This window comes from Cedecea sp. Ae19-4 (assembly GCF_059801165.1).
Genome location: NZ_JBCHWG010000004.1, coordinates 51,151 through 75,086, shown reverse-complemented (window position 1 = coordinate 75,086; position 23,936 = coordinate 51,151). Strand labels below are relative to the sequence as shown.

Here is a 23,936-nt window from a genome sequence, read left to right as displayed (position 1 = left end):
GGGGAAAATGACAAAAGGAGAATGCAGTCACAAAAAAGAAATAACCCGCCAGGCGGCGGGTTATTCATAGGGAAAGATTATGGATGCGCGACGAAACCGATCGCTTCGTAGACCTTTTTCAGCGTCTCTCCGGCGCGGGCGCGGGCTTTTTCAGCGCCCTCTTTCATGACCTGCTGCAGGAAAGCTTCGTCGTTACGGTAACGGTGATAGCGCTCCTGAAGCTCGGTCAGCATACCGGACACGGCTTCCGCCACTTCGCCCTTCAGATGACCATACATCTTGCCTTCAAAGCTGGCTTCCAGCTCAGGAATCGCTTTGCCGGTGACGCCGGAAAGAATGTCCAGCAGGTTAGAAACGCCCGCCTTCTCTTTCACGTCGTAGCGCACCACAGGCGGCTCTTCGGAGTCGGTCACCGCGCGCTTGATCTTCTTCACCACGGATTTCGGATCTTCCAGCAGGCCGATGACGTTATTGCGGTTATCGTCAGACTTGGACATCTTCTTGGTCGGCTCCAGCAGGGACATCACGCGGGCACCGGACTTGGGAATAAATGGCTCAGGCACTTTGAAGATGTCGCCGTACAGCGCGTTGAAGCGGCTGGCCACGTCGCGGCTCAGCTCCAGATGCTGTTTCTGGTCTTCACCCACCGGGACCTGGTTGGTCTGATACAGCAGAATGTCTGCGGCCATCAGCACCGGGTAGTCAAACAGGCCGGCGTTGATGTTTTCTTCATAGCGGGCAGATTTGTCCTTGAACTGCGTCATGCGGCTCAGCTCGCCGAAATAGGTGTAGCAGTTCAGCACCCAGCCCAGCTGCGCGTGCTCCGGCACGTGGGACTGAACAAAGATGGTGCTTTTTTTCGGGTCAATACCACAGGCCAGATACAGCGCCAGAGTGTCCAGCGTCGCTTTGCGCAGCGCGGTCGGGTCCTGACGAACGGTGATAGCATGCTGGTCAACGATGCAGTAAATGCAATGGTAATCATCCTGCATGTTTACCCACTGACGCAGCGCACCCATGTAGTTACCGATAGTTAATTCGCCTGACGGCTGGGCGCCGCTAAATACGATGGGCTTACTCATGTTCTGCTTCCTGATTTGCTAAAGGTGGTAGCCCGAAAGCGGGCAATAAGTCTTCGAAACGATCGAACACAACGTCCGGGTTGCTCAGCCCAATCGCTTCGCCATAGTTATAGCCCCAGGTCAGGCCGACGCTTGGGCAGCCGGCCGCCTGTGCAGCCTGAATGTCATTACGGGAATCGCCGACAAAAAGCAGCTCATCCGCCGCCAGCCCCAGGGTTTCCATGACTTTGTACAGCGCTTCCGGGTGTGGCTTTTTCTCTTTCACATCGTCCCCGCCGATGATGGTCTGGAAATAATGGGCAATGCCCAGATCTTCCAGCAGCGGCGTGACAAAAGGCGTGGGTTTGTTGGTGACGACGGCGAGCGGCAGGCCTTTTTCTTTCAGTGCAGCAAGCGTTGCGGCTACGCCAGGGAACAAGAAGCTCCCCTCTTCCACCGTTTCCGCATAGAAGCGATCGAACAGTTTGCGCGCCATATTCAGCTGGGCGAGGTCGGGTTCTTTATCTTTCAGCGACCACTTAAGCGCCCGCTGCATCATGATATCTGCGCCGTTGCCGATCCAGGTGACAACGCGATCTTCGCCGGCCACAGGCAGTTCAAGCGCATAAAGCGCCAGATCAACGGCCTGACTCAGGCCAAGCGCCGTGTCGATGAGCGTGCCGTCGAGATCGAAGGCAACACCCCGAATTTTTTGAAACTTATCCATGACTTACCTTAGCCAGTTCAGAACGCATGCGGTCAACCACCGCTTTATAATCAGGCTGGCCGAAAATAGCGGAACCTGCAACGAACATATCCGCGCCCGCGGCGGCAATTTCCGCAATGTTGTCGGCTTTGACGCCGCCATCCACTTCAAGGCGAATATCATAGCCGGAGGCATCAATACGTTCGCGAACCTGGCGCAGTTTTTCCAGCGTGTGTGGAATAAACGACTGGCCGCCAAAACCAGGGTTGACGGACATCAGCAAAATGACATCCAGTTTGTCCATGACGTGATCCAGCCAGGAAAGCGAGGTCGCCGGGTTCAGTACCAGGCCCGCTTTACAGCCGTGTTCTTTGATCAGTTGCAGAGAGCGATCGACATGTTCAGAGGCTTCAGGATGGAAGGTAATAATGCTGGCACCGGCCGCGGCGAAATCAGGAATGATGCGGTCAACGGGTTTCACCATCAGGTGAACGTCGATAGGCGCAGTGATACCGTAATCGCGCAGCGCCTTAAGCACCATTGGCCCCATCGTCAGGTTAGGGACGTAGTGGTTGTCCATAACGTCAAAATGGACGACGTCACCACCTGCGGCAAGTGCTTTAGCCGTATCCTCGCCCAGTCGGGCGAAGTCGGCAGAGAGGATTGAGGGGGCAATCAAATACTGTTTCATCCGCTTCTCCAGGAGTCATTCATCTTTCGGCGGCGGGCGAAACGGCTCAGGCAACCTTCGCTTTATAAAGGGCCAGAAGTTCGTCCACCTTGTTACGTTTACCACCGTTTCGGCTGATGCTGCGGCGAACCTGCAGCTTATGGAAATCGGTGGCGTTCTGATACCACTGGCGAGTCAGCTCGGTGTCGTGATTAGAGATCAGCACCGGAATACTCTGCTCCCGCAGCCTTTCAGCCAGCTCGGCCAGGTGCTGCTGCTGCACCATACTGAAGCTGTCCGTGTGATAAGCGGTAAAGTTGGCGGTGGCGGAAAGCGGCGCATAGGGCGGATCGCAATACACTACGGAACCCGCAGCAACGTTTACCATGCTGACATCATAAGACTGGCAGACAAAAGTGGCATTTTTAGCCCGTTCGGCAAAGTTGTACAGTTCCTCTTCAGGGAAGTAAGGTTTGCTGTAGCGGCCAAACGGTACGTTAAATTCACCGCGCAGATTATAACGACACAGGCCGTTGTAACAATGGCGGTTGAGGTACAAAAACAACACCGCGCGCCGGAATTTGTCAGTGCATTGGTTAAACTCAGTGCGGCAAGCGTAATAAATCGCTTCCTCGTTTTGCGCTTTGGTAAAGAGCAAACGAGACTCCCGCACGTACTCATCTGCGCGGTTTTTGACAATGTCGTAGAGATTAATCAGATCGCTATTGATATCGGCGAGGACGTAGCGTGAGTAGTCGGTATTAAGAAATACCGACCCCGCGCCAACAAAGGGCTCAATCAGACAGTCGCCTTCCGGCAGATGCTTTTTTATGTCGTCCAGCAGGGGGAATTTCCCCCCTGCCCATTTCAGAAAAGCGCGATTTTTTTTCATGCTGTCTTACTATTTACACCTTATCCAGCTGTGGAAAGGCTCCGACAGCGACTGCGCTTATTTTCACTTGAGGTCAGACTGCACCTGATGAATAGGTTTTGCCCACGGATTCTTAGCCTGAACGTCTGCCGGCAGGCTTGTCACCGCGCGTTTTGCATCGTCTTTCGTGGCATAAACACCGCTCACCAGCACGAACCAGGGCTGACCGTTACGCTGAGTCTGGTAAACCATATAGTGCTGCAGATTCTCTTTTTTCGCCCACGCATTCAGGTTTGCGGAGTTTGAAGAAGAGCTCAGCTGCAGCGTGTAGTGGCTGCCTGGCGCACTCTTAATGGCGCTCGCATCCCCCGTTACCGTGCCGCCAGTGCTGGCCGTCGCTGCAGCTTGCGGTGCTGCTTTTGGCGCAGTAGATGCTGTTGCTTTCGGAGCCGGGGTTGAAGTAGCTGCGCTGGTTGATGGTGCAGTGACCGGAGCTGAAACCGCCGGGGCAGGTTCGCTACGTTTCACCGTTGCCACTGGTTTGCTTTCAGCTTTCACCTGTGGTTTAGGCTCGGCTTTACGCACAGGCTCAATCACCGTTTTCTTGCGCTCAGGACGAGATTCAACGGTGCGGGTTGGCTCCTGGGTACCGGCCAGCTTACGCGGTTCGGTTTTGCTGCCAGCGATTGGCGCGACGGTAGCGGGTTCAGTTGGCAGCGTGGAATTGCTCACCACGTTGTCAATCTGGCCCTGTTGCTGAGGCTGAGTCAGGGCGTTATTCAGGTTTCCAGGAACCTCAACGCGCTGCTGCCCTTCCGGCTGCGGCTGCGTCTGAGCCTGGGTTGGTGTAGAAGAAATAGGTGGCAGGGAAACATCCTGCGGATTCTGCTGTCCAGCCGCTGGGGTATTCCCTGCCTGTGGCTGAGCAGCATTTGCCTGGTCGGCAGGTGCCGCACCGTTCGAACCGGAGAGATCGATGCTCTTCTCCGCGCCTGGTTTTTGCTCGGCAGTATCTGGGGTAGATGAAGGTGCTTTCAGGGCTGAACCGATGCCGATGATAAGCAGCAGCAGGACCAGAATCCCGACGCCCATCATGATGTGCTGGCGAGAAGCAGGTGCTTTCTGTTTTGCTGCCTTTTTACGCCCACGCGCCGGACGAGGCTCTGCGGCCAGGCCGTCATCACCTTCGTACTCTTCCTCAACCTCTTCTTCACGCTCACGGCGTGAACGAGAAGGACGACGATCGTCCGCATCAAGATCGACGTCATCAACGTTGATCTGCGGTTCTTTATCGAACTCGTCAGGTTTGCGGGAACGCCCAGGACGACGATCGCTTGGATCGGGTTTCAGCTCGTCTTCTGGTTTAAACTCATCCATTTAACACCCCACTCAAAGGCGTATGCTCATCTCTGCATCACGCCCGAAGTTAAATACTATAAAAATTCTAGTTGTTAAGCCTGCTGGCAATCAGCAATGGCTGATAGAACGACATCGTGCGGTACTCCACCGCGCACTTCACTCTTCCCTATCGCCAGCGGCAGAATCAAACGCAGCTCGCCGGCTAATACTTTTTTGTCACGCATCATGTGGGGCATATACGCGTCAGGGGACATTTCCTGCGGCCCGGTAACCGGTAACCCGGCTCGCACCAGCAGCGCAATCACGCGCTGAACTTCTGCCTCACTGAATTGACCCAGGCGCTGAGCGGTACGCGCCGCCATCACCATACCGGCCGCCACGGCTTCGCCATGCAGCCAGTTGCCATAGCCCATTTCAGCTTCAATGGCATGGCCAAACGTATGACCCAGATTCAGTAAAGCACGTAAGCCGCTTTCTCGCTCGTCTGCGGCAACAACTTCGGCTTTCAGCTCACAACAACGACGAATGCAGTACGCCATTGCCTTGCCGTCCAGCTTTAACAATGCGTCGATGTTTTCTTCCAGCCAGTCAAAGAACTCGCCGTCCAGAATGATGCCGTATTTAATGACTTCCGCCAGGCCCGAAGCCAGCTCCCGAGCAGGCAAAGTCGACAGGCAGTCGAGATCCACCACCACCGAAGCGGGCTGGTAAAACGCGCCAATCATGTTTTTGCCGAGGGGATGGTTAACGGCAGTTTTACCGCCAACGGAGGAGTCCACCTGCGAAAGCAGTGTGGTAGGGACCTGGATAAAACGCACCCCGCGCTGATAGCTCGCTGCGGCAAAACCGGTTAAATCGCCCACAACGCCACCGCCTAAAGCAATCAAGGTGGTGTCGCGGCCGTGAGGTTTTTCCAACAGCGCCGTAAAGACGGTATCAAGCACCGCGAGGCTTTTAAACTGCTCGCCATCCGGAAGAATGACGGTATCCACTTTAACGCCTGCCTGTTCCAGAAGGCCACGAACCTTGTCCAGATAGAGCGGTGCAAGGGTTTCATTGGTAACCAGCATGGTCTGGTCGCCAGCCTTCAGCGGCCAAAAGGAAGCCGGGTCATTGAATAACCCGGCGGCAATGGTAATAGGGTAACTACGTTCCCCGAGAGTGACTGTCAGCCTCTCCATTACGCGGAGCCCACCTTATTGTTGCTTTGCCCGCAGGCGTTTCTTGATTAAGCCAGAATCAGTTGCTTTCCAGCATATGAATGATCTGGTTTGCGACCACTTTGGCGCTTTGATCATCGGTGCGAATTGTGACATCGGCAATCTCTTCATACAGCGGATTGCGTTCACCTGCCAGCGCTTCCAGAACTTCACGAGGTGGAGTCTCAACCTGCAGCAGCGGACGTTTTTTATCGCGCTGAGTACGTGCAAGCTGTTTCTCAATCGTGGTTTCAAGATAAACCACTACGCCACGGGCGGAAAGACGATTGCGGGTTTCACGAGATTTCACAGAACCGCCACCGGTAGCCAGCACGATGCCCTGTTTTTCAGTGAGTTCGTTGATGATTTTTTCTTCGCGATCGCGGAAGCCTTCTTCGCCTTCAACGTCGAATACCCAGCCCACATCAGCTCCGGTACGTTTCTCAATCTCTTGATCAGAATCGAAAAATTCCATATTGAGTTGCTGAGCTAACTGACGCCCAATAGTGCTTTTGCCGGCACCCATAGGCCCAACCAGAAAGATATTGCGTTTCTCTGCCATTTTTTCGGTACTACTAAGACAATTCGTTGATGATAAACCCGCCCGGTAACAACTTGCTGCGGCGGGACATGAACTGAAACCTCATAAGCGTGAGTTCGAGAATCAGACTAAAAATTATCTCAACACTCAAGGGGGTTTGGCAACCGAATAAATCACCTGGCGCCCAGCTTGGGACGAAAACCGTGCGCCAGCTTTACCGGCCGCAGGCTCTCAATACCCAGCCTCCCGAAACGGTACACCTTGTAAGCTAATTCCTCTCTGCCGTCAAACACCTGGGCGCTGTTTGGCAGAAAAACCCGCAGGCGGAAGAGGAAACACGCTAAGGTAATGCAATCAACCTGGGCGTAATGAACACGACCAATTCCCGACGTTGGTGCTTTTTCCCGTCGTGCCGGAACAATTGGCCGATAAAAGGAATATTTCCCAGTAAAGGAACGCTATCCCTGGTGTGGTTGTTCTGCTGCTGGAAGATTCCGCCTAACGCCAACGTCTCACCGTCCTTCACCTCGACCTGCGTTTCAATCTCTTGCTTATCAATGGCGAGGGCTTCCCCATCTGCGTGCTGGAGGCTGCGTCCTGGCATATTTTGACTGATGCGAAGCTGCAGGCGAATGGTTCCGTGGTGACTTATCGTCGGCATGACCTCCATACCTAACACCGCCTCCTTAAATTCCACCGACGTGGCTTCATTCTTGCCATTAGAGACTTGATACGGGATTTCAGTACCCTGCTTGATGCTGGCCGACTGTTGGTGTGCGACCAGCAAGCGTGGGCTGGCGATGATTTCCAGCTGTTGCTGCTGCTCCAGCGCGCTGAGTTCAAGCTCAAGCATACGGCCGTTGATCCGGCCAATATTAAACCCTACCGTTGTGGTTGCCGCGTTTACGGCTAACTCACTTGAGACAGTAGTGGTTTGGTATAACCCGGATGCCGTCTCACCTACCGGGGCGCTCCACTTCACGCCAAGCTCTCGCAGCTTATCCTGGTTGATGGTGACAATATGCGCGGACAGCTCGACCTGCCCCATCGAAACATCCATATCTTTAATCCAGGCCGCAACACGCTTTTGCGCCTGCTGGCTGTCGCGCACCACCAGCCGGTTTGTGCGTTTATCCACGGTAATGCCGCCCCTGGGTCCAAGCAGTTTTTCTTCATTAGCTTTGATCCCCGCGGCAAGGTCGGCAACTTCAGCATATCGCGGCGTATAAACCGCTTGTACCAGCGGCTGTTCAAGCGCTTTTTGCTTACGAGCGGCCTCTTGCTGAGCGCGCCGTTGCGCCGGATCCTGTTTCTGCTGGATTTGAAGAATATTGCCCGTCTTCGACGAAGTCAGGTTTGCTAATCTGAGTACCTGCTGGAAAGCCTGCTCCCACGACACATCGGCCAAACGTAGCGAGAGATTCCCCGTCACCTCAGGCGCAATCATCACGTTAAAGTTTTGCTGCTCGGCCAGCGCCTGCAACACCTGTACGACAGGCGTTTCATCTAGCGTCAGAGTGACGCGATTATTCGTCCACGCCGTCAGGGGCATCAGCATCAGTACGCCTGCCACGATGTGCCTTATCATTGACTCTTCCCTCTATTTTCCAGTGGTAGTAGCGTCCTTCGCAGGCGCCGTTGAGCGAAGCTCTCAACTGCCGCTCAAGAAGCGTGGTCACCTGCACACCAGGCTCCAGAAACAAACCTTCTTTTACCCTTTGCCAGCGTTTCCCCGAGAATTGCATTAAGGCAATACTTTCTGCAGAGCCAGTCGGGTAAAACACGCCGCGTAACTGCCAGCCATCAAGCCGCTTAAGCAGCGCTTCACAGGGTGATACGGGTAAAAGAAAAGGATTACGCGGTGACGACTGCAGAGGCGAGCTGAGTGCGGCCAGTAACATCCAACTAGCGGCTTTCATCGATAAACTCCAGAGTAAGCAAAACCCGCACTTTTTCCCCGGCCTCACTCAAGATAAACGCCGGTATCTTCAGGCTTGAATAGCCGGTCAGTTCCTTAAAAAGGGGCGGCACATTGGGCCAGGGAAGCAGCATTTCCAACACAGAATGTCGCGGTTCAGGCCGCCACATCACCAGTCTCCCGCCGGACCGTTTTACCGCAGCCATGGCAGAAAACGTCTCCAGCGGCACCGCATCAGGCAGCGGCTCTGGTTTCGGCAAAACGGCAATTTTCCGCTGCTGCGAGAGCACATGCTGCCAGCGCTGCTGGTTGTGCTGTTCCTTCACCTGCAATTCCTGTCGCAGGGGCCAAACCAGCAGCCATAAGCAGGCTAAAGCGGTTAATAACAGACACACCAACAGGCTCAACACCCGATATGCAACATGCCCGTCAATGAGGCGCTCCAGGTTACTGAGCATGCTCGCCATCCGGGGTGTTTAAGATGAAGGTAAAGACCAGACCTTTGTGTTTTTCATCGCGCAACTCACCGGGCTTGACCTTAAACGCCCCGGGTAAATCAGCCAGAACTGCTTCAACCTGCACCAGTTCCCGTGCATCTCCCGCTACGCCAGAGATGGTTGCGCTTTCATTTTGCCAGCTAACACTCTGCAGCCAGCTGTTTTCGGGCAAGCGTGAGGCCAGCATATTCAGCACGTTTTCCCAACGTGAAATGTTGCCTTTCCGCATCACCTCCGCCTGCAATATCGCCCACCGCTGCTGGTTATCTTTCAACTCTGTTAGCTGACGTGACAACAGCGCCTTCAGGGCGGACTCATGCACCTCATATTGGGTTGACTGGGCCTGTTGCCAGCGCACTTTCATGGCGAGAAACTGAGTCCAGAGCAGCATCAGCCCCATCATTAAAAGCACGCCACATATGAGAAGGCTGCCCCAAAGTTTTAGCCGATGACGGCGTTTTAACGGCCGCCATGGCAGAAGATTCATCAGCGGCATCATTAGCGTTCGGCTCCCAGAGCGAGCCCCAAAGCGAGCGTGTAAAGTCCGCCATGACGCGGCAACGGCGGCTGCTGGCGGACAAGGGGTTGCCAGGCATTCAGCCTTTCTGCTCCGGCAGGCCAGGAGCGCCCGGCATCGGCATGGCTAAAGGCAATTTCGTCGGCGCTGGCCTCCAACTGCTGACATAGAGCCGGGAAATCCACTGTTTGCCGTTTATCCAGCCAACCGGAACGTTTGCGGTTATTGACTGATGCCCACAGCCAGTAGCCCGGCTCTTCATGAACCAGAAAACGACAATGCGCTGGATAACAATTCTGAGGCAAGGCGCTCAGAATTTTGTCTCCCGGCGTTATCGTACGGGGAAAGAGATTCATGCTGGCAAAAATGGCCTGCAATGCAGCAATATCCGCCTGTTTCGCCGCCGTCACGGAAAATGACGAATCATCCTCCAGGTAGTCGTAGCAAAGTTGTTCCGAGGGCATTTGCAACTGGCGAGCCGTTGCACCCGAGATATACTTCTCTTGAGCCGATTCCTGTAACCGCTGGGGAGGCCTGGGAACCTGGCGTTGCAAAGCCCTCTGTGCAGGAAAACCAACCCGCAGATGATGGCGCACGGGGATTTCTTTACGCCATGCGGCAAGTACCTCGCGCAGTGTGTCCAGTTCGGGTAACATGCCGTCCGCAAGTGTTTGTTTCGGGAAAGGTAAATGCCACCAATGGCGCAACTGCCACCCTTGCCGGTGCCACTGTACGGCTGCGGCACGTATGCCCTCCGCCTGAATATCCAGGCCAATCCGCCAACCAGGAAACATCATGGTTTCGATCTCCTTATCCAGATGATAAACAGCCCTGACCCCGAAACAGTAACGGGTATATCAAAGCTCCTGGCTTGCCTTTATACTACCGCGCGGTTGTTTAGAAACTGCCCAATTGAAACCTGATGGGAAATTTAAGGTGAAGTTCGTAAAGTATTTATTAATCCTTGCAGTCTGTTGCGTTCTGCTGGGAGCTGGCTCGATTTACGGTTTATACAAATACATCGAGCCCCAGCTGCCCGACGTGGCGACATTGAGAGATGTGCGACTGCAGATTCCAATGCAGGTTTACAGCGCTGACGGCGAGCTTATTGCTCAGTACGGCGAAAAACGCCGTATTCCACTGACCCTGAACCAGATCCCTCCGGTGATGGTAAAAGCGTTTATCGCAACAGAAGACAGCCGCTTTTATGAGCACCACGGCGTTGACCCGGTGGGCATCTTCCGTGCTGCAAGCGTAGCGCTGTTCTCAGGCCATGCTTCTCAGGGCGCAAGTACCATAACGCAGCAGTTGGCGCGTAACTTCTTCCTGAGCCCCGAACGCACCCTGATGCGTAAAATTAAGGAAGCGTTTCTTGCGGTTCGCATTGAACAGATGCTGAACAAAGACGAGATCCTTGAGCTCTACCTGAACAAAATCTACCTCGGTTACCGCGCCTATGGCGTCGGCGCTGCCGCTCAGGTTTACTTCGGCAAAACGGTCGATCAACTGACCCTGAGCGAGATGGCGGTGATTGCCGGGCTTCCTAAAGCGCCGTCAACGTTTAACCCGCTGTACTCCATGGATCGTTCAACGGCACGCCGTAACGTGGTGCTGTCGCGCATGCTGAGCGAAGGTTACATCAGCCAAAGCCAGTACGATGAAGCACGTAGTCAGCCGATTGACGCCAGCTATCACACGCCTGAAATCGCCTTCTCCGCGCCATATCTTTCAGAGCTGGTGCGTCAGGACATGGTCGCCCGCTACGGCGATAAAGCCTACGAAGATGGCTACAAGGTTTACACCACGCTGAGCCGTAAAATTCAGCAGGGTGCCCAGGATGCCGTCCGCAACAACGTCATGGCCTACGACATGCGCCATGGCTACCGCGGCCCATCTAATGTGCTGTGGAAAGTGGGAGAAAGCGCCTGGGATAAGAAAAAAATCACCGATTCGCTGAAAAGCCTCCCGGTTTATGGCCCGCTCTTCCCGGCGGTTGTCACCCGCGCCGTACCTGATGAAGCCACGGCCATGCTGGCCGACGGCAGCTCTGTTTCACTGAATATGGAAGGCATGCGCTGGGCGCGTCCGTATCGTTCCGACACCGCGCAAGGCGCCACGCCACGCAAAGTAACGGACGTGGTACAGGCCGGACAGCAGATTTGGGTACGCAAGGTGGACGATGCCTGGTGGCTTAGCCAGGTGCCCGACGTTAACTCAGCGCTGGTTTCACTCAATCCACACGATGGCGCCGTGCTGGCGCTGGTCGGCGGTTTTGACTTTAACCAAAGCAAGTTCAACCGTGCGACCCAGGCGCTGCGCCAGGTAGGGTCAAACATCAAACCTTTCCTGTATACCGCAGCCATGGACAAAGGCCTGACGCTGGCAAGCATTCTTAATGACGTGCCTATTTCACGCTGGGATGCCGGGGCAGGCTCCGACTGGCGGCCGAAGAACTCTCCGGCCCAATATGCCGGGCCGATTCGTCTGCGTCAGGGTCTGGGCCAGTCCAAGAACGTAGTGATGGTACGTGCGATGCGGGCGATGGGCGTCGATTATGCCGCAGAATATCTGCAGCGCTTTGGCTTCCCTGCAGCAAATATTGTGCATACCGAATCGCTGGCCCTGGGCTCCGCCTCATTTACGCCAATGCAGGTTGCCCGCGGTTACTCCGTCATGGCAAACGGCGGCTTCCTGGTTGACCCTTACTACATCACCAAAATCGTCGACGACGCGGGTAATACCGTGTTTGAGACCAGGCCTAAGGTTGCCTGTGCCAGCTGCGATATTCCGGTCATTTACGGCGATACGCCAAAATCAACGGTACTGGAAAACCAGGACGTAGAAGACGTTGCCGTTTCGCAAACGCCGCAAAACAGCAGCGTACCGATGCCTCAACTGGAGCAAGCTAACCGCGGTCTGGTGGCAAAAGCACAGGGCGAGGAGTATGCACCACACGTGATCAACACGCCGCTGTCTTTCCTGATCAAAAGTGCGCTTAACAGCAACATTTATGGTGAGCCGGGCTGGCAGGGAACCGGCTGGCGAGCAGGCCGTGATTTGAAGCGTAAGGATATCGGCGGCAAAACCGGGACAACCAACAGTTCGAAAGATGCCTGGTTCTCCGGTTACGGCCCGGGCGTGGTCACGTCAGTCTGGATTGGCTTTGACGACCACCGCCGCGACCTTGGCCGCACCACGGCTTCAGGCGCGATTAAAGATCAGATCTCCGGCTACGAAGGCGGCGCGAAGAGCGCCCAGCCAGCCTGGGATGATTTCATGAAAATCGCGCTGGCGGGTGTGCCAGAAGAGCCGATGACGCCACCACCGGGTATCGTCACTGTCAATATTGATCGCAGTACCGGGCAGTTAGCCAACGGCGGCAACAGTCGTGAAGAGTATTTCATCGAAGGTACGCAGCCTACGCAACAGGCCGTGCATGAAGTAGGCACGACGCTTATCGATAACGGGGAAGAGCACGAGCTGTTCTAATCCAACCCAAAATAGTAAAGGGCCGCTTAGCGGCCCTTTTTCATTCTTTAGCGGTCAGTCTTTCAGCCTGCCCTGCTGCCTTAACCATTCCCGGACAAGGAACAAAGCGCTGACGTTACGCGCCTCGCTGAAATCATCTTCATTGAGCAAATCCATCATGTTCGCCAGCGGCCACCGTACTTGCGGCAGTTCTTCCGGCTCATCCCCTTCCAGGGATTCGGGATACAGATCTTCCGCAATCACAATGTTCATTTTGCTCGAGAAATAGGACGGGGCCATCGTCAGCTTTTTCAGAAACGTTAGCCGGTTCGCGCCAAAGCCCACTTCTTCTTTCAGCTCACGGTTAGCGGCCTCAAATACCGTTTCGCCCGGGTCGATCAGCCCTTTAGAGAACCCTAGTTCATAGGATTCTGTGCCAACCGCGTATTCACGGATTAAGATCAAGTGGTCATCAACAACAGGCACTATCATTACCGCCTCGCGGGAAGACGGTTTCATGCGTTCGTAGACGCGGCGAACGCCATTGCTAAATTCCAGATCCACCGTTTCGACATTAAACAGCCGCGAACGCGCCACGGTTTCGACATTTAAAATCGTTGGTTTTATTAGTGATTTGCTCATGTGGCCGGGTTCAACAGTGAAAGAGGTAAGTTATTGTGCGGTATGCCGCACATATCGTGCAACGAGCATTGGCTATTATTTACATTTTTGTAACGTTTGGCGCGCTAAAACACGTAATTTTACCCGCTGTCAAGGCAGGTACTATTGAATAGGAATTTACTTGTATTTCGGACGAAGTCGCTTTGCTAACATTGTGTTACTGTAAGTCGGTCGCCTTAAAAATAGCTCAAGTTTGCAGCTTTACCTGCCGATAATGACTTCTGACTCCTTAACCATTTGAAAGGCCGATCTTTTGCCGAGTTTGATGAAAAAGACGATTGTTTGATGGGGAAAGCATGAGCACCTTATTATTTCTGTTAGCTGCTATGCTGGCCTGCGCACTGATTGCCGGATGGCTGATTTGGCGAAGCCTGAAGCTACGTGCCCAGGTTTCGCACGATCGTTCCTTCTCCGGTGCCACCACGCGCAAACTAACCCCAGAAGAGCGCGTTGCCGTCGAAAATTACCTCGAGCGTTATTCCCGTTCCCAGGAGCTGATTGGCCCCTCCGGCGCGAGCAATCCACTGCCAAGACTAACGCTCACCGCGCAAAGCAGTACAGTTTTCTCCCTGACCCGGTCGATCACTCGCTACGGCCTCTCTGCCGATGACGCCAATAAATGGCGTTATTACCTTGATTCTGTTGAAGTTCACCTCCCGCCGCTCTGGGAGCAGTACATCACCAACGATAACGACGTAGACCTGATTCGGACGAGCAGCATCCCGCTGGTGATTTCGCTCAATGGCAATACGCTGCAAAACGATACGCTGGATGTGCAGCAGTACGCCCTGGAAGGCTATTCAGGCAATCAGGCCTCCATTCGCGGCGAAGAAAGCGAGCAAATCGAGCTGCTAAACATTCGCCAGGAAACTCAGGAAGAGTATTCCCTGAGCCGCCCCGACGGCGTGCGCGAAGCCGCGCTTATTTGCATCGCTTTTATCATGCTGTTCCTGAGTCTCGTGACGCCGTCGGTGTTCCTGCCCTGGTTAATTGGCGGCGCCGTCCTGCTGATTGCCGCTGGTTTGTGGGGCCTGTTTGCCCCTCCGGCGAAAACGGCATTGCGCGAGATCCACTGCCTGCGCGGCACACCCAAACGCTGGGGGCTGTTCGGCGAGTCTGACCAGGAACAGATGAACAACATCTCCCTGGGCATTATCGATCTGGTGTATCCGCCCCACTGGCAGCCTTTTGTGGCTCAGGATCTGGGGCAGAAAACCGATATTGATATCTATCTTGACCGCCATGTGGTGCGTCAGGGACGTTTCCTTTCACTCCATGATGAAGTGCGTAACTTCCCGCTACAGCACTGGGTGCGTAACCTGCTGGTTGCCGCCGGCGCGCTGCTGGTCCTGCTGATGATGACTATTTGGGTGCCGCTGGAAATGCCTATCAAGCTTAGCGCCTCATGGTTGAAGGGCGCTCAGTCCATCGAAGCCACCAGCGTTGAGGAACTCGCCAAATACAAGCTGCAGGTAGGCGATACGCTGAGAGTGAATGGCACGGGGATGTGTAATATTCAAACGCCAGGCGGTTATCGCTCGCGGCAAAACTTCCCATTCACCCCCTTCGACTGCTCGCAGATCATCTGGAATACCGCCCGCCCTCTGCCCTTGCCGGAGTCCGACATCATGGACAAAGCGGTCGCTCTGACCAAAGCCGTCAGCGGGCAAATTCATCCTCAGGGTGGAGAAGGTGACAGCAAAGTTAACCCACAGCTCGCGGACGCCATTCAGAAATCAGGCATGGTCCTGCTGGATGATTTTGCCGGGATTGTGAAAAAAACCCAGGCGCTGTGTACCGCAGAAGAAGAGTGCGTCCGCCTGAAGAATGCGCTAGTAAACCTGGGCAACACTAAAGACTGGGATTCCCTGATCAAGCGCGCGGATTCAGGAAAACTGACCGGGGTGAACGTCCTTCTACGGCCAGTTAGCGCCGAGTCGCTGGATAACCTGGTGGCCACCTCAACCGCACCTTTCTTTATTCGTGAAACCGCCCGCGCCGCACAGGCATTAAATAGCCCTGCTCCTGGCGGGTACATCATCATCAACGATGAAGGTGGTGATTTCGTAGACCAGCCGCTGCCGCCAATGTCGCTGTATGACTTCCCGGCCCAGGAACAATGGACCGAATTCCAGCGACTGGCGGAAATGCTGCTGCACACGCCGTTCCACGCCGAAGGGATCATTACCGGCATCTACACGGATGCCAACGGCACACAGCACGTCACCCTGCATCGGATCTCAGACACTCATAGCCTCTGGAGCTACATCGGCATTTCTCTGATGCTGATTGCGATGTTGGCCTGCGCCGCGATAAACGGCGTTCTGGCGGTGACTCGCTATCGCCGTGCCAGTACGAGGCTGGCTGAAATTCAGCGCTATTATGATAGCTGCCTCAACCCCACACTGACTCCGCCTGCGCCGCTGAAGTAGCCGCTACGGGTAAACTTTGCGTACCGGGTTGTGCTACCCTGGTACGCTATTTTCCCTCAATCGAGACTAAAGCTATGTCTGGTGCTATTGCCTGGCAGGACGTGGACACCCTGCTGCTGGATATGGACGGGACCCTGTTGGACCTGGCCTTTGATAACCATTTCTGGAAAAAGCTGGTGCCGGAAACCCTTAGCCTTCAGCGCGGCATTCCGTTGCAGGATGCGTATGAATTAATTTCCCGCGAATACCACGCCGTGCAGCATACGCTAAACTGGTACTGTCTCGACTACTGGAGCGAACGCCTCGGGCTGGATATCTGTGGCATGACCACCGAACAGGGGCCAAAGGCCGCGCTGCGTGAAGATACCGTGCCGTTTCTTGAAGCGGCGAAAGCCAGCGGCAAGCGCCGCATTCTGCTCACCAATGCGCACCCGCATAATCTGGCGGTGAAGCTTGAGCACACGGGTTTGAACCAGCACCTTGATTTATTACTTTCCACCCACACATTTGGTTATCCGAAAGAAGATCAGCGTTTATGGCAGGCGGTGGCCGGGCATACCGGATTCGATGCGGCCCGAACCGTCTTTATCGACGACAGCGAAGCGATTCTTGATGCAGCCGCAACGTTTGGGATTCGCTACTGCTTTGGTGTCCTCAACCCGGACTCAGGTGAAGCGGAAAAAACGTTTGAGCGCCACCCAGGCCTGAGCGATTACCGTAGCCTGATCCCGTCGCTTTCCGCTTAAGGAGGCGCAATGAAAGAAAAAACCGCCGAGGGCGTACGCCTGGATAAATGGCTGTGGGCCGCACGCTTTTACAAAACCCGTGCGGTGGCGCGGGAAATGGTTGAAGGCGGGAAAGTGCACTACAACGGCCAACGCAGCAAGCCGAGTAAACTGGTTGAGCTTCATGCGGTACTCACGCTGCGCCAGGGAAACGACGAGCGCACCGTAACCGTCCTGGGTATTACCGAACAGCGCAGGCCAGCCGCAGAAGCCTCTCAGCTTTATGAAGAGACGGCGGAAAGCATCGCCAAACGGGAAAAAGTGGCGCTGGCGCGCAAAATGAACGCACTGACCATGCCGCATCCCGATCGCCGCCCGGATAAAAAAGAGCGGCGAGATTTGATGAAATTTAAACACGGTGGCGAAGCGTAAATTCGCCGACCAGTAAGAGAGATGACGATGACTCAACACGACCAACTACACCGCTATCTGTTTGAAAACCACGCCGTGCGCGGCGAGCTGGTGACGGTTTCCGAAACCTGGCAGCAGATCATGGAAAACCATGATTACCCGCAGCCGGTCAAAAAAATTCTGGGCGAACTGCTGGTCGCCACCAGCCTGCTGACCGCCACGCTGAAGTTTGACGGAGATATCACCGTTCAGCTTCAGGGCGATGGCCCGATGACGCTGGCCGTGATTAACGGCAACAACAAACAGCAAATGCGCGGCGTAGCGCGTGTACAGGGTGATATCCCGGCGGATGCTGCATTAAAAGATCTGGTGGGTAACGGTTATCTGGTGATCACCATCTCCCCAAGCGAAGGCGAGCGCTATCAGGGCGTGGTCGGTCTGGAAGGGGATACGCTGGCCTCCTGCCTGGAAGATTATTTCATGCGTTCCGAGCAGCTGCCAACTCGTCTGTTTATTCGTACCGGTGAAGTAGACGGTAAAGCGGCGGCGGGCGGTATGTTGCTGCAGGTTCTGCCGGCGCAAAACGCGGAAACCGACGACTTCAACCACCTCGCGACGCTGACCGAAACCATCAAGGCCGAAGAGCTGCTGACGCTACCAGCGAACGATGTGCTATGGCGCCTGTATCACGAAGAAGAAGTCACGCTGTACGATCCTCAGGACGTAGAGTTCAAATGCACCTGCTCACGCGAGCGCTGTGCTGACGCGCTGCGCACGCTGCCGGATGAAGAGGTCGACAGTATTCTGGCCGAAGATGGCGAAATCGACATGAACTGTGATTACTGTGGCAGCCGCTATGTGTTTGACTCCATGGACATCACGGCGATCCGCAACAATGCCTCTCCGGCGGATCCGCAGGTTCACTAAGTTTGCAAAACGCCTCCGATTGGAGGCGTTTTTTTTCAGCGGTAATAGTCGATTTTAACCCGCTGCCCCTGCACCATCACGTCCTGCCAGACCTTCGGCGCCGCCGTCAGTTTTCCTTCAGAAGCGGCCTGCTTCAGCGCTGACATCATCTGGTTTTTATCCAGATCCCGGGCCTGACCGATATCCTTCCAGTTCCCGTCTATCTTGCCGTACACTTTGCAGTAGCTCATTTCCGGCTGGCACAGCAGCCATTCATCCTGCCCGTCGCCGTTCAAATCCATCCCAACCAGCAGACACTTATCCTCGTCATCCAGACACTCGCGAGCCTGGTAACTTTCATCTTTTACCATGGCCTGCCACCACGCGTTTTCCGGCACGCGATTTTTATCCGCCAGCACGATACGCTGACGCAGAGATTCAACCGTCAGCTTCACCACCGCCACACCGCCCGTTTTGCCATTGCTCAACAGCATCGCCAATTGCCTTCTGCGATCGGGACTGGCGACAAACACCGGGTCTTTTTGCAGCTCGCTGAGCGCATCGTAGCCCCGCCGCCCGGCGTATTGCAGCATGGTCATACTCACCTTCTCGGGCTTCAGGACGCCGCTGTGGTAACGCGCCATTTGGTTATTAACGCTGATCCGGTAAGGGTCCAGAAGCGGGGAATTCACCGCGACCAGCAAGGCCAGCGCCAGCAAAAGCACCGCGCGGTTAATCCCTCCCGGCTGTAGAACAGTCTCCCGACGCTGGCGAACGAGCGTGACGACATAGCCAAAGGCCCACACCAATACGGTGAAGGTTATCAGCGCCGCATATACCCTTGTTGGCGTCCAGCCGTATGACGAAACGCGCAGCCACAGCGCATAGCTTGCCAGCAAGGCATAAACCGGCGACAGCAATAACGTCAGCTTTATCGCACCATCAAGCAGAGCAGGATAAGGTCGGGTTTCTCTTTCCGGATGATAAGCCACTGCGGCAGTGCCCATCACCATCAGCGTCAGCGTGTTGAGCAGCGCATTACAGGAGAAGTGCAGTGAAATCGACCCCAGGCCAACCACCGGCAGCGTCGCCAAAAACATAAGAGAAATCAGCGACAGCAGCGGTAAAAGCCCCGTGGCAAAAACGCTGAAGAAATGTTTTACCGCGTTAATAGCCCGAACCTGGTCACGGCAAAGCGTGACCGCCAGCGCCGCTGCCGTACAGGTAGCAATCCAGGCAAACGCCGACGAACTGAAAAACAGGCGATCAAAGAAGGCGATATCCACCAGCTTAAATAACCCGGCCCAAAGCGCCAGCACGCCCCAGAAAAAGAGCACCAGCAGCCCGGTCAGCAGCAGAGTAATACCGTTCCGCCAGAGCTGGCCGTAGAATACCTGCCAGCCTCCCCAACCGCGATTCGAGTGCAGCCGCCCCTGCAGCCAGGGCAAGGTCAGAAACAGCATCACCGCCAGCGAACAGAGATACCCCAGCACAATATCGTGCCGACTCCAGCTTTCCAGCCCCTGGGTCGTCCAGTTCACCCAGCCGCTCATCAGCGCCACAATCGGCAAGGGGAGCAACGCCAGGCCCCAAAATCGCAGGCCATTGAAACGCACGGTGATAAGCGCCAGCGTCGCCGCCAGCACTACGGACAGGGAGCGCAGATACAGGGCTTGATTATCCCCTCGCAGCCAGATGCTACTCACCCTGTCTCCTTCGGTGAGGTACAGCACCACGCCTAAAAGAAACCCCACCAGCAAAATCCCCCAGCGGGTCGCCTTAGGCAACGGTTCAGACATGAACATAGTTGTCATCCCTTATTAGCTCATTTTTGACTTAGTGTAACGACCTGCTGCGACTTGCAAATGACGCTCTTGTTTCATTGCGTTGCGCATGAGAGCGCGTTCATTCACAAAGTTCTTCGTTATTATCCTAATTATTAACATATCTGCCATATTTTCCCCGAAAGCCAGCGAATTCCTGCCATACTCTGCCCCCGTTGCGGCATCCCCTGTGCATTTCCCCTGTTAAATTTAAGCAGGCGCGTAAATTTATGATAGTGGTCGCGGTTAACACCCCCTAAACAACCCTACAATATTCGGCAGTATAAATTGGCTAAGGAGCAGTGAAATGCGAGTTAAAGGCATAACCCCGCAGGATCTCAAGGCTTATGGCATTCATGACGTCAGCGAAGTCGTCTATAACCCCGATTACGACACCCTTTACCGCGAAGAACTCGACCCTAACCTGCAGGGTTTTGAGCGCGGTGTGGTCACTAACTTAGGCGCCGTCTCCGTAGATACCGGGATCTTTACCGGCCGCTCTCCAAAAGATAAATACATCGTCCGCGATGACACCACCCGCGACACCTTATGGTGGGCCGACAACGGTAAAGGCAAAAACGATAACAAACCGCTTTCCGAAGAAACCTGGCACCAGCTCAAAGGGCTCGTCACTCATCAACTGTCGGGCAAGCGCCTGTTTATTATTGACGCTTTCTGCGGGGCCAACGCCGATACCCGCCTGTCAGTGCGTTTTATCACCGAGGTTGCCTGGCAGGCACACTTCGTGAAAAATATGTTTATTCGCCCAACGGACGAAGAGCTGGCAACGTTTGAGCCCGATTTTGTGGTGATGAATGGGGCTAAATGTACCAATCCAAACTGGAAAGAACAGGGCCTGAACTCCGAAAACTTTGTGGCGTTTAACCTGACTGAACGCATGCAGCTTATCGGCGGCACCTGGTACGGTGGCGAGATGAAGAAAGGGATGTTCTCTATCATGAACTACCTGCTGCCGCTGAAGGGCATCGCCTCCATGCACTGCTCGGCAAACGTCGGTGAAAAAGGGGATGTGGCGGTGTTCTTCGGCCTGTCCGGCACCGGTAAAACGACGCTTTCTACCGACCCGAAACGCCGCCTGATTGGCGACGATGAGCACGGCTGGGACGACGACGGTGTGTTTAACTTTGAAGGCGGCTGTTACGCGAAAACCATTCGTCTGTCAGAAGAAGCTGAGCCGGATATCTATCACGCGATTCGCCGCGATGCGCTGCTGGAAAACGTGACCGTCCGTGCCGACGGCACAATCGACTTCGACGATGCGTCCAAAACGGAAAACACCCGCGTTTCTTACCCGATTTATCACATCGACAACATCGTTAAGCCGGTGTCGAAAGCGGGTCACGCTACTAAAGTCATCTTCCTGACTGCGGATGCCTTCGGCGTACTGCCACCGGTTTCCCGCCTCACCGCGAACCAGACTCAGTACCACTTCCTGTCCGGTTTTACCGCCAAACTGGCGGGTACCGAACGCGGCGTGACGGAGCCAACGCCAACCTTCTCCGCCTGCTTCGGCGCGGCGTTCCTGTCGCTGCACCCAACGCAGTATGCTGAAGTGCTGGTGAAACGCATGCAGGCATCCGGTGCCCAGGCGTACCTGGTGAATACCGGCTGGAACGGTACCGGCAAACGCATTTCGATCAAAGACACCCGCGCGATCATCGACGCTATTCTCGACGGCTCGCTGGACGACGCAGAAACCTTTACGCTGCCGATGTTTAACCTCGCCATTCCAACCTCGCTCGCGGGCGTTGATACCCAAATTCTGGACCCGCGTAATACCTACGCATCCCCGGAGCAGTGGCAGGAAAAAGCTGAGCAACTGGCGAAGCTGTTTGTCGAAAACTTCGAGAAATACACCGATACTCCTGCCGGTGCGGCCCTGATCGAAGCCGGTCCGAAGCTGTAAATCTGAAGCATTAGACGAAAAAAAACGAACCCTTCGGGGTTCGTTTTTTATTGGGCCACAGGCCAGCTAGCTTTCCCGATGAGTCACCACCCGGGTTATCGGCAGCGGGAGATAAGCCCTGATTCGCAGCCCTCCCCGCTCGCTCTTCCCGAGATCCAACATCCCGTTATGGTTGTCGATGATGCGCTGCACGATGGCTAAACCCAGCCCTGTGCCGCTGGTACTGCGGGCGCTATCGCCGCGAACAAACGGCTGGAACAGATGCTGAAGCTGGTCTGGCTCAATGCCTGGGCCATCATCTTCCACCTGGAACCAGGCGCGGTTTAATTCGCTGCCGCTGCTGACTTTGATCCAGCCATTGCCGTAGCGCGCCGCGTTCACCACCATATTCGCCACCGCGCGCTTGATAGACAGCGGATGGATATTCAGGCGGATTTCGCCGGCCTGCAGATCGGTATCGATTTCACGCTCGTAACCGCTTTCTGCCGCAATAACTTCCCCGAGCACGCCGTTGAGATCCGCCATTTCCAGCGGCATCTCCTGCCCGGTGCGCAGGTAGTCGATAAACTGTTCGATAATCGCATTACACTCTTCGATATCTTTGTTAATCGACTCGGCCAGATAGCCATCCTCCTGCCCCATCATTTCAGTCGCCAGGCGGATACGCGTCAGCGGCGTGCGCAGATCATGGCTAACGCCCGCCATCAGCAGCGTGCGGTCATCGGCCAACTGTTTAACACCCGCGGCCATATGGTTAAACGCCCGCGTTACCGACCGCACTTCCGAAGCGCCATATTCGCGCAAAGGAGGAGGAATAATCCCTTTACCGACCTGCAGCGCAGCGTGCTCCAGGTCGACCAGCGGTCGGTTCTGTATTCGAATAAACAGCCATGCGCCGCCTATCGCCAACAGCATGATCGCTAGCGTGTAGCGGAACAGCGGGGAGAAATCGCCCTGATGGATTTCGGTCAGCGGAACGCGGACCCAGATATTCGGCGACAGCCAGGTCTTCAGCCAGACAACCGGGGAGCTTTTGTTCACCTCAACGCGCACTTCGGTCGGGCCGCCAAGCTGCTGCGCCATTTGCTGGCTCAGAAACTCGTAGTGCTGCGCCCAGCGCAGGCCAGCGTCTTCCGCCGCCTCGTTGGAGTAAAGTGAAATGCCCAGCTCGCGGTAAATCTCACGACGAAACGCAGGCGGCACCACAAGCTGAGTGCCGTCTTCAAGCTGCAGTTTGTCGGTCATTAGCATTCTGACTTCGTACGCCAGCACCTTATTAAACTGCTGCAGGCTCGGCAGAATCGCGAAGTTCAGAACGACAAGATAAGTCGTCACCAGGCTGACGAACAGCAAGGTGACGATCAGCAACAGCGTACGGGCAAACGAGCTTCTGGGGGAGAAGCGAACTCGCCTCATGCCTTAGCGCCGTCCGGGACAAAGACGTAGCCAAGACCCCAAACGGTCTGGATATAACGCGGATGCGCCGGGTCCTCTTCCACCATGCGGCGCAGGCGAGAGATTTGCACGTCAATGGAACGCTCCATCGCGGAGTATTCGCGGCCACGGGCCAGGTTCATCAGTTTGTCGCGGGAAAGCGGCTCGCGCGGGTGGCTGACCAGCGCTTTCAGTACCGCAAACTCACCGCTGGTCAGCGGCATTGGCTCGTCTTCGCGAAACATTTCACGAGTGCCTAGATTCAGCTTGAACTTACCGAAAGCGATAACTGCTTCTTCCTGAGAAGGCGCACCCGGCAGTTCGTTCGCCTGACGGCGCAGGACCGCGCGAATACGGGCCAGCAGTTCACGCGGGTTAAACGGCTTAGGAATATAGTCATCAGCGCCGATTTCCAGGCCGACGATACGGTCAACTTCTTCACCTTTAGCGGTCACCATGATGATCGGCATTGGGTTACTCTGACTGCGCAGACGGCGGCAGATAGAAAGACCATCCTCGCCCGGCAGCATGAGATCCAGCACCATCAGGTGGAAGGATTCACGGGTCAGCAGGCGATCCATTTGTTCGGCGTTAGCGACGCTGCGAACCTGGAAGCCCTGCTCGGTGAGATAACGCTCTAACAGCGCGCGCAGACGCATGTCGTCATCGACCACCAGAATTTTATAGTTCTCTTGCATCGTTTGTACTCCCAAAGGCTCGAACAGTTGAGTGTGTATTCTTAAAAAACTGCGCTAATACAACCAGTCAATTCTGGTATACATTCTAGTCG

The 23,936-nt window shown here is 55.2% G+C and carries 22 protein-coding genes; 6 read left to right on the top strand and 16 right to left on the bottom strand.

Annotated features, from left to right (window positions below):
• Positions 1–77 precede the first annotated feature (77 nt).
• The 12 genes from trpS to AAIE02_RS21325 all read right to left on the bottom strand — a co-directional run bounded on the left by trpS (position 78) and on the right by AAIE02_RS21325 (position 10,136).
• Positions 78–1,082: a tryptophan--tRNA ligase gene (gene trpS / locus AAIE02_RS21380; protein WP_008457824.1), complete on the bottom strand. Its 1,005-nt coding sequence runs from the start codon at positions 1,080–1,082 to the stop codon at positions 78–80.
• Entirely contained in the window at positions 1,075–1,788 is a 714-nt protein-coding gene (locus AAIE02_RS21375) for a phosphoglycolate phosphatase (protein WP_008457827.1), read from the bottom strand. Before AAIE02_RS21375 ends, trpS begins: the two co-directional genes overlap by 8 nt.
• Entirely contained in the window at positions 1,781–2,458 is a 678-nt protein-coding gene (gene rpe, locus AAIE02_RS21370) for a ribulose-phosphate 3-epimerase (protein WP_039288419.1), read from the bottom strand. The genes AAIE02_RS21375 and rpe overlap by 8 nt, the downstream gene beginning before the upstream one ends.
• A gap of 46 nt (positions 2,459–2,504) precedes the next feature.
• Positions 2,505–3,329 (bottom strand): adenine-specific DNA-methyltransferase, encoded by an 825-nt coding sequence (gene dam / locus AAIE02_RS21365; RefSeq protein ID WP_166994640.1) that lies wholly within the window; start codon positions 3,327–3,329, stop codon positions 2,505–2,507.
• A 63-nt stretch (positions 3,330–3,392) separates the two neighbouring features.
• Positions 3,393–4,685 carry a cell division protein DamX gene (gene damX, locus AAIE02_RS21360; RefSeq protein WP_498533226.1) on the bottom strand — a complete coding sequence of 431 codons (1,293 nt, stop codon included), beginning with the start codon at positions 4,683–4,685 and terminating at the stop codon, positions 3,393–3,395.
• Between the two features lie 74 nt (positions 4,686–4,759).
• Positions 4,760–5,848 carry a 3-dehydroquinate synthase gene (aroB, locus tag AAIE02_RS21355; protein ID WP_336706458.1) on the bottom strand — a complete coding sequence of 363 codons (1,089 nt, stop codon included), beginning with the start codon at positions 5,846–5,848 and terminating at the stop codon, positions 4,760–4,762.
• Positions 5,849–5,906: 58 nt separating this feature from the next.
• On the bottom strand, positions 5,907–6,428 hold the full coding sequence (aroK, locus tag AAIE02_RS21350; protein ID WP_008457837.1) for a shikimate kinase AroK: 522 nt from the start codon (positions 6,426–6,428) through the stop codon (positions 5,907–5,909).
• A gap of 319 nt (positions 6,429–6,747) precedes the next feature.
• On the bottom strand, positions 6,748–7,995 hold the full coding sequence (gene pilQ / locus AAIE02_RS21345) for a type IV pilus secretin PilQ (protein ID WP_166994646.1): 1,248 nt from the start codon (positions 7,993–7,995) through the stop codon (positions 6,748–6,750).
• Positions 7,934–8,326, bottom strand: a complete 393-nt coding sequence (locus AAIE02_RS21340; protein ID WP_166994648.1) for a HofP DNA utilization family protein — start codon at positions 8,324–8,326, stop codon at positions 7,934–7,936. Before AAIE02_RS21340 ends, pilQ begins: the two co-directional genes overlap by 62 nt.
• Positions 8,313–8,792, bottom strand: coding sequence for a HofO family protein (locus AAIE02_RS21335; protein ID WP_498533225.1), 480 nt, complete (start codon positions 8,790–8,792; stop codon positions 8,313–8,315). Before AAIE02_RS21335 ends, AAIE02_RS21340 begins: the two co-directional genes overlap by 14 nt.
• Positions 8,773–9,213 carry a PilN domain-containing protein gene (locus AAIE02_RS21330; protein ID WP_498533224.1) on the bottom strand — a complete coding sequence of 147 codons (441 nt, stop codon included), beginning with the start codon at positions 9,211–9,213 and terminating at the stop codon, positions 8,773–8,775. The genes AAIE02_RS21335 and AAIE02_RS21330 overlap by 20 nt, the downstream gene beginning before the upstream one ends.
• A 107-nt stretch (positions 9,214–9,320) precedes the next feature.
• Complete coding sequence (locus AAIE02_RS21325) at positions 9,321–10,136, bottom strand: pilus assembly protein (protein ID WP_166994654.1); 816 nt, start codon at positions 10,134–10,136, stop codon at positions 9,321–9,323.
• Between the two features lie 139 nt (positions 10,137–10,275).
• Here AAIE02_RS21325 and mrcA point away from each other — a divergent pair, with 139 nt between their 5' ends.
• Positions 10,276–12,828 (top strand): peptidoglycan glycosyltransferase/peptidoglycan DD-transpeptidase MrcA, encoded by a 2,553-nt coding sequence (gene mrcA, locus AAIE02_RS21320; protein ID WP_498533223.1) that lies wholly within the window; start codon positions 10,276–10,278, stop codon positions 12,826–12,828.
• A 54-nt stretch (positions 12,829–12,882) separates the two neighbouring features.
• Here the strand turns inward: mrcA and nudE are convergent, their stop codons facing one another.
• The gene (gene nudE / locus AAIE02_RS21315) at positions 12,883–13,449 is read right to left on the bottom strand and encodes an ADP compounds hydrolase NudE (protein ID WP_336706468.1); all 567 of its coding nucleotides are present in this window, start codon (positions 13,447–13,449) and stop codon (positions 12,883–12,885) included.
• A gap of 335 nt (positions 13,450–13,784) precedes the next feature.
• Between nudE and AAIE02_RS21310 the strand changes: the two genes are divergently transcribed.
• The 4 genes from AAIE02_RS21310 (at position 13,785) to hslO (ending at position 17,983) form a co-directional block, all read left to right on the top strand.
• Positions 13,785–15,920 carry an intracellular growth attenuator family protein gene (locus AAIE02_RS21310; RefSeq protein ID WP_498533222.1) on the top strand — a complete coding sequence of 712 codons (2,136 nt, stop codon included), beginning with the start codon at positions 13,785–13,787 and terminating at the stop codon, positions 15,918–15,920.
• A 74-nt stretch (positions 15,921–15,994) separates the two neighbouring features.
• Positions 15,995–16,666 (top strand): GMP/IMP nucleotidase, encoded by a 672-nt coding sequence (gene yrfG / locus AAIE02_RS21305; protein WP_008457854.1) that lies wholly within the window; start codon positions 15,995–15,997, stop codon positions 16,664–16,666.
• 9 nt (positions 16,667–16,675) lie between these two features.
• The gene (gene hslR / locus AAIE02_RS21300) at positions 16,676–17,077 is read left to right on the top strand and encodes a ribosome-associated heat shock protein Hsp15 (protein WP_008457857.1); all 402 of its coding nucleotides are present in this window, start codon (positions 16,676–16,678) and stop codon (positions 17,075–17,077) included.
• A gap of 27 nt (positions 17,078–17,104) precedes the next feature.
• A complete protein-coding gene (gene hslO / locus AAIE02_RS21295) occupies positions 17,105–17,983 on the top strand; it encodes an Hsp33 family molecular chaperone HslO (RefSeq protein ID WP_498533221.1) in 879 nt (292 codons plus the stop codon).
• 35 nt (positions 17,984–18,018) lie between these two features.
• Here the strand turns inward: hslO and AAIE02_RS21290 are convergent, their stop codons facing one another.
• Positions 18,019–19,767: a DUF4153 domain-containing protein gene (locus AAIE02_RS21290; protein WP_166994660.1), complete on the bottom strand. Its 1,749-nt coding sequence runs from the start codon at positions 19,765–19,767 to the stop codon at positions 18,019–18,021.
• A gap of 325 nt (positions 19,768–20,092) precedes the next feature.
• Here AAIE02_RS21290 and pckA point away from each other — a divergent pair, with 325 nt between their 5' ends.
• Positions 20,093–21,712 (top strand): phosphoenolpyruvate carboxykinase (ATP), encoded by a 1,620-nt coding sequence (pckA, locus tag AAIE02_RS21285; RefSeq protein ID WP_498533220.1) that lies wholly within the window; start codon positions 20,093–20,095, stop codon positions 21,710–21,712.
• Between the two features lie 66 nt (positions 21,713–21,778).
• On the opposite strand, the gene envZ is transcribed toward pckA, so the two are convergent.
• A complete protein-coding gene (gene envZ / locus AAIE02_RS21280; RefSeq protein WP_008457865.1) occupies positions 21,779–23,128 on the bottom strand; it encodes a two-component system sensor histidine kinase EnvZ in 1,350 nt (449 codons plus the stop codon).
• Positions 23,125–23,844 (bottom strand): osmolarity response regulator transcription factor OmpR, encoded by a 720-nt coding sequence (ompR, locus tag AAIE02_RS21275; protein ID WP_006177890.1) that lies wholly within the window; start codon positions 23,842–23,844, stop codon positions 23,125–23,127. The genes envZ and ompR overlap by 4 nt, the downstream gene beginning before the upstream one ends.
• Between the last annotated feature and the right edge of the window lie 92 nt (positions 23,845–23,936).

What these genes read in the sequence shown, in the direction of transcription:
- trpS (WP_008457824.1), bottom strand. Translation starts at nt 1,082, where the DNA reads ATGAGTAAGCCCATCGTATTTAGCGGCGCCCAGCCGTCAGGCGAATTA.
- AAIE02_RS21375 (WP_008457827.1), bottom strand. Translation starts at nt 1,788, where the DNA reads ATGGATAAGTTTCAAAAAATTCGGGGTGTTGCCTTCGATCTCGACGGC.
- aroK (WP_008457837.1), bottom strand. Translation starts at nt 6,428, where the DNA reads ATGGCAGAGAAACGCAATATCTTTCTGGTTGGGCCTATGGGTGCCGGC.
- AAIE02_RS21290 (WP_166994660.1), bottom strand. Translation starts at nt 19,767, where the DNA reads ATGTTCATGTCTGAACCGTTGCCTAAGGCGACCCGCTGGGGGATTTTG.
- AAIE02_RS21340 (WP_166994648.1), bottom strand. Translation starts at nt 8,326, where the DNA reads ATGAAAGCCGCTAGTTGGATGTTACTGGCCGCACTCAGCTCGCCTCTG.
- dam (WP_166994640.1), bottom strand. Translation starts at nt 3,329, where the DNA reads ATGAAAAAAAATCGCGCTTTTCTGAAATGGGCAGGGGGGAAATTCCCC.
- AAIE02_RS21325 (WP_166994654.1), bottom strand. Translation starts at nt 10,136, where the DNA reads ATGATGTTTCCTGGTTGGCGGATTGGCCTGGATATTCAGGCGGAGGGC.
- aroB (WP_336706458.1), bottom strand. Translation starts at nt 5,848, where the DNA reads ATGGAGAGGCTGACAGTCACTCTCGGGGAACGTAGTTACCCTATTACC.
- AAIE02_RS21335 (WP_498533225.1), bottom strand. Translation starts at nt 8,792, where the DNA reads ATGGCGAGCATGCTCAGTAACCTGGAGCGCCTCATTGACGGGCATGTT.
- envZ (WP_008457865.1), bottom strand. Translation starts at nt 23,128, where the DNA reads ATGAGGCGAGTTCGCTTCTCCCCCAGAAGCTCGTTTGCCCGTACGCTG.
- damX (WP_498533226.1), bottom strand. Translation starts at nt 4,685, where the DNA reads ATGGATGAGTTTAAACCAGAAGACGAGCTGAAACCCGATCCAAGCGAT.
- AAIE02_RS21330 (WP_498533224.1), bottom strand. Translation starts at nt 9,213, where the DNA reads ATGCTGCTCTGGACTCAGTTTCTCGCCATGAAAGTGCGCTGGCAACAG.
- rpe (WP_039288419.1), bottom strand. Translation starts at nt 2,458, where the DNA reads ATGAAACAGTATTTGATTGCCCCCTCAATCCTCTCTGCCGACTTCGCC.
- pckA (WP_498533220.1), top strand. Translation starts at nt 20,093, where the DNA reads ATGCGAGTTAAAGGCATAACCCCGCAGGATCTCAAGGCTTATGGCATT.
- hslR (WP_008457857.1), top strand. Translation starts at nt 16,676, where the DNA reads ATGAAAGAAAAAACCGCCGAGGGCGTACGCCTGGATAAATGGCTGTGG.
- pilQ (WP_166994646.1), bottom strand. Translation starts at nt 7,995, where the DNA reads ATGATAAGGCACATCGTGGCAGGCGTACTGATGCTGATGCCCCTGACG.
- ompR (WP_006177890.1), bottom strand. Translation starts at nt 23,844, where the DNA reads ATGCAAGAGAACTATAAAATTCTGGTGGTCGATGACGACATGCGTCTG.
- yrfG (WP_008457854.1), top strand. Translation starts at nt 15,995, where the DNA reads ATGTCTGGTGCTATTGCCTGGCAGGACGTGGACACCCTGCTGCTGGAT.
- AAIE02_RS21310 (WP_498533222.1), top strand. Translation starts at nt 13,785, where the DNA reads ATGAGCACCTTATTATTTCTGTTAGCTGCTATGCTGGCCTGCGCACTG.
- nudE (WP_336706468.1), bottom strand. Translation starts at nt 13,449, where the DNA reads ATGAGCAAATCACTAATAAAACCAACGATTTTAAATGTCGAAACCGTG.
- hslO (WP_498533221.1), top strand. Translation starts at nt 17,105, where the DNA reads ATGACTCAACACGACCAACTACACCGCTATCTGTTTGAAAACCACGCC.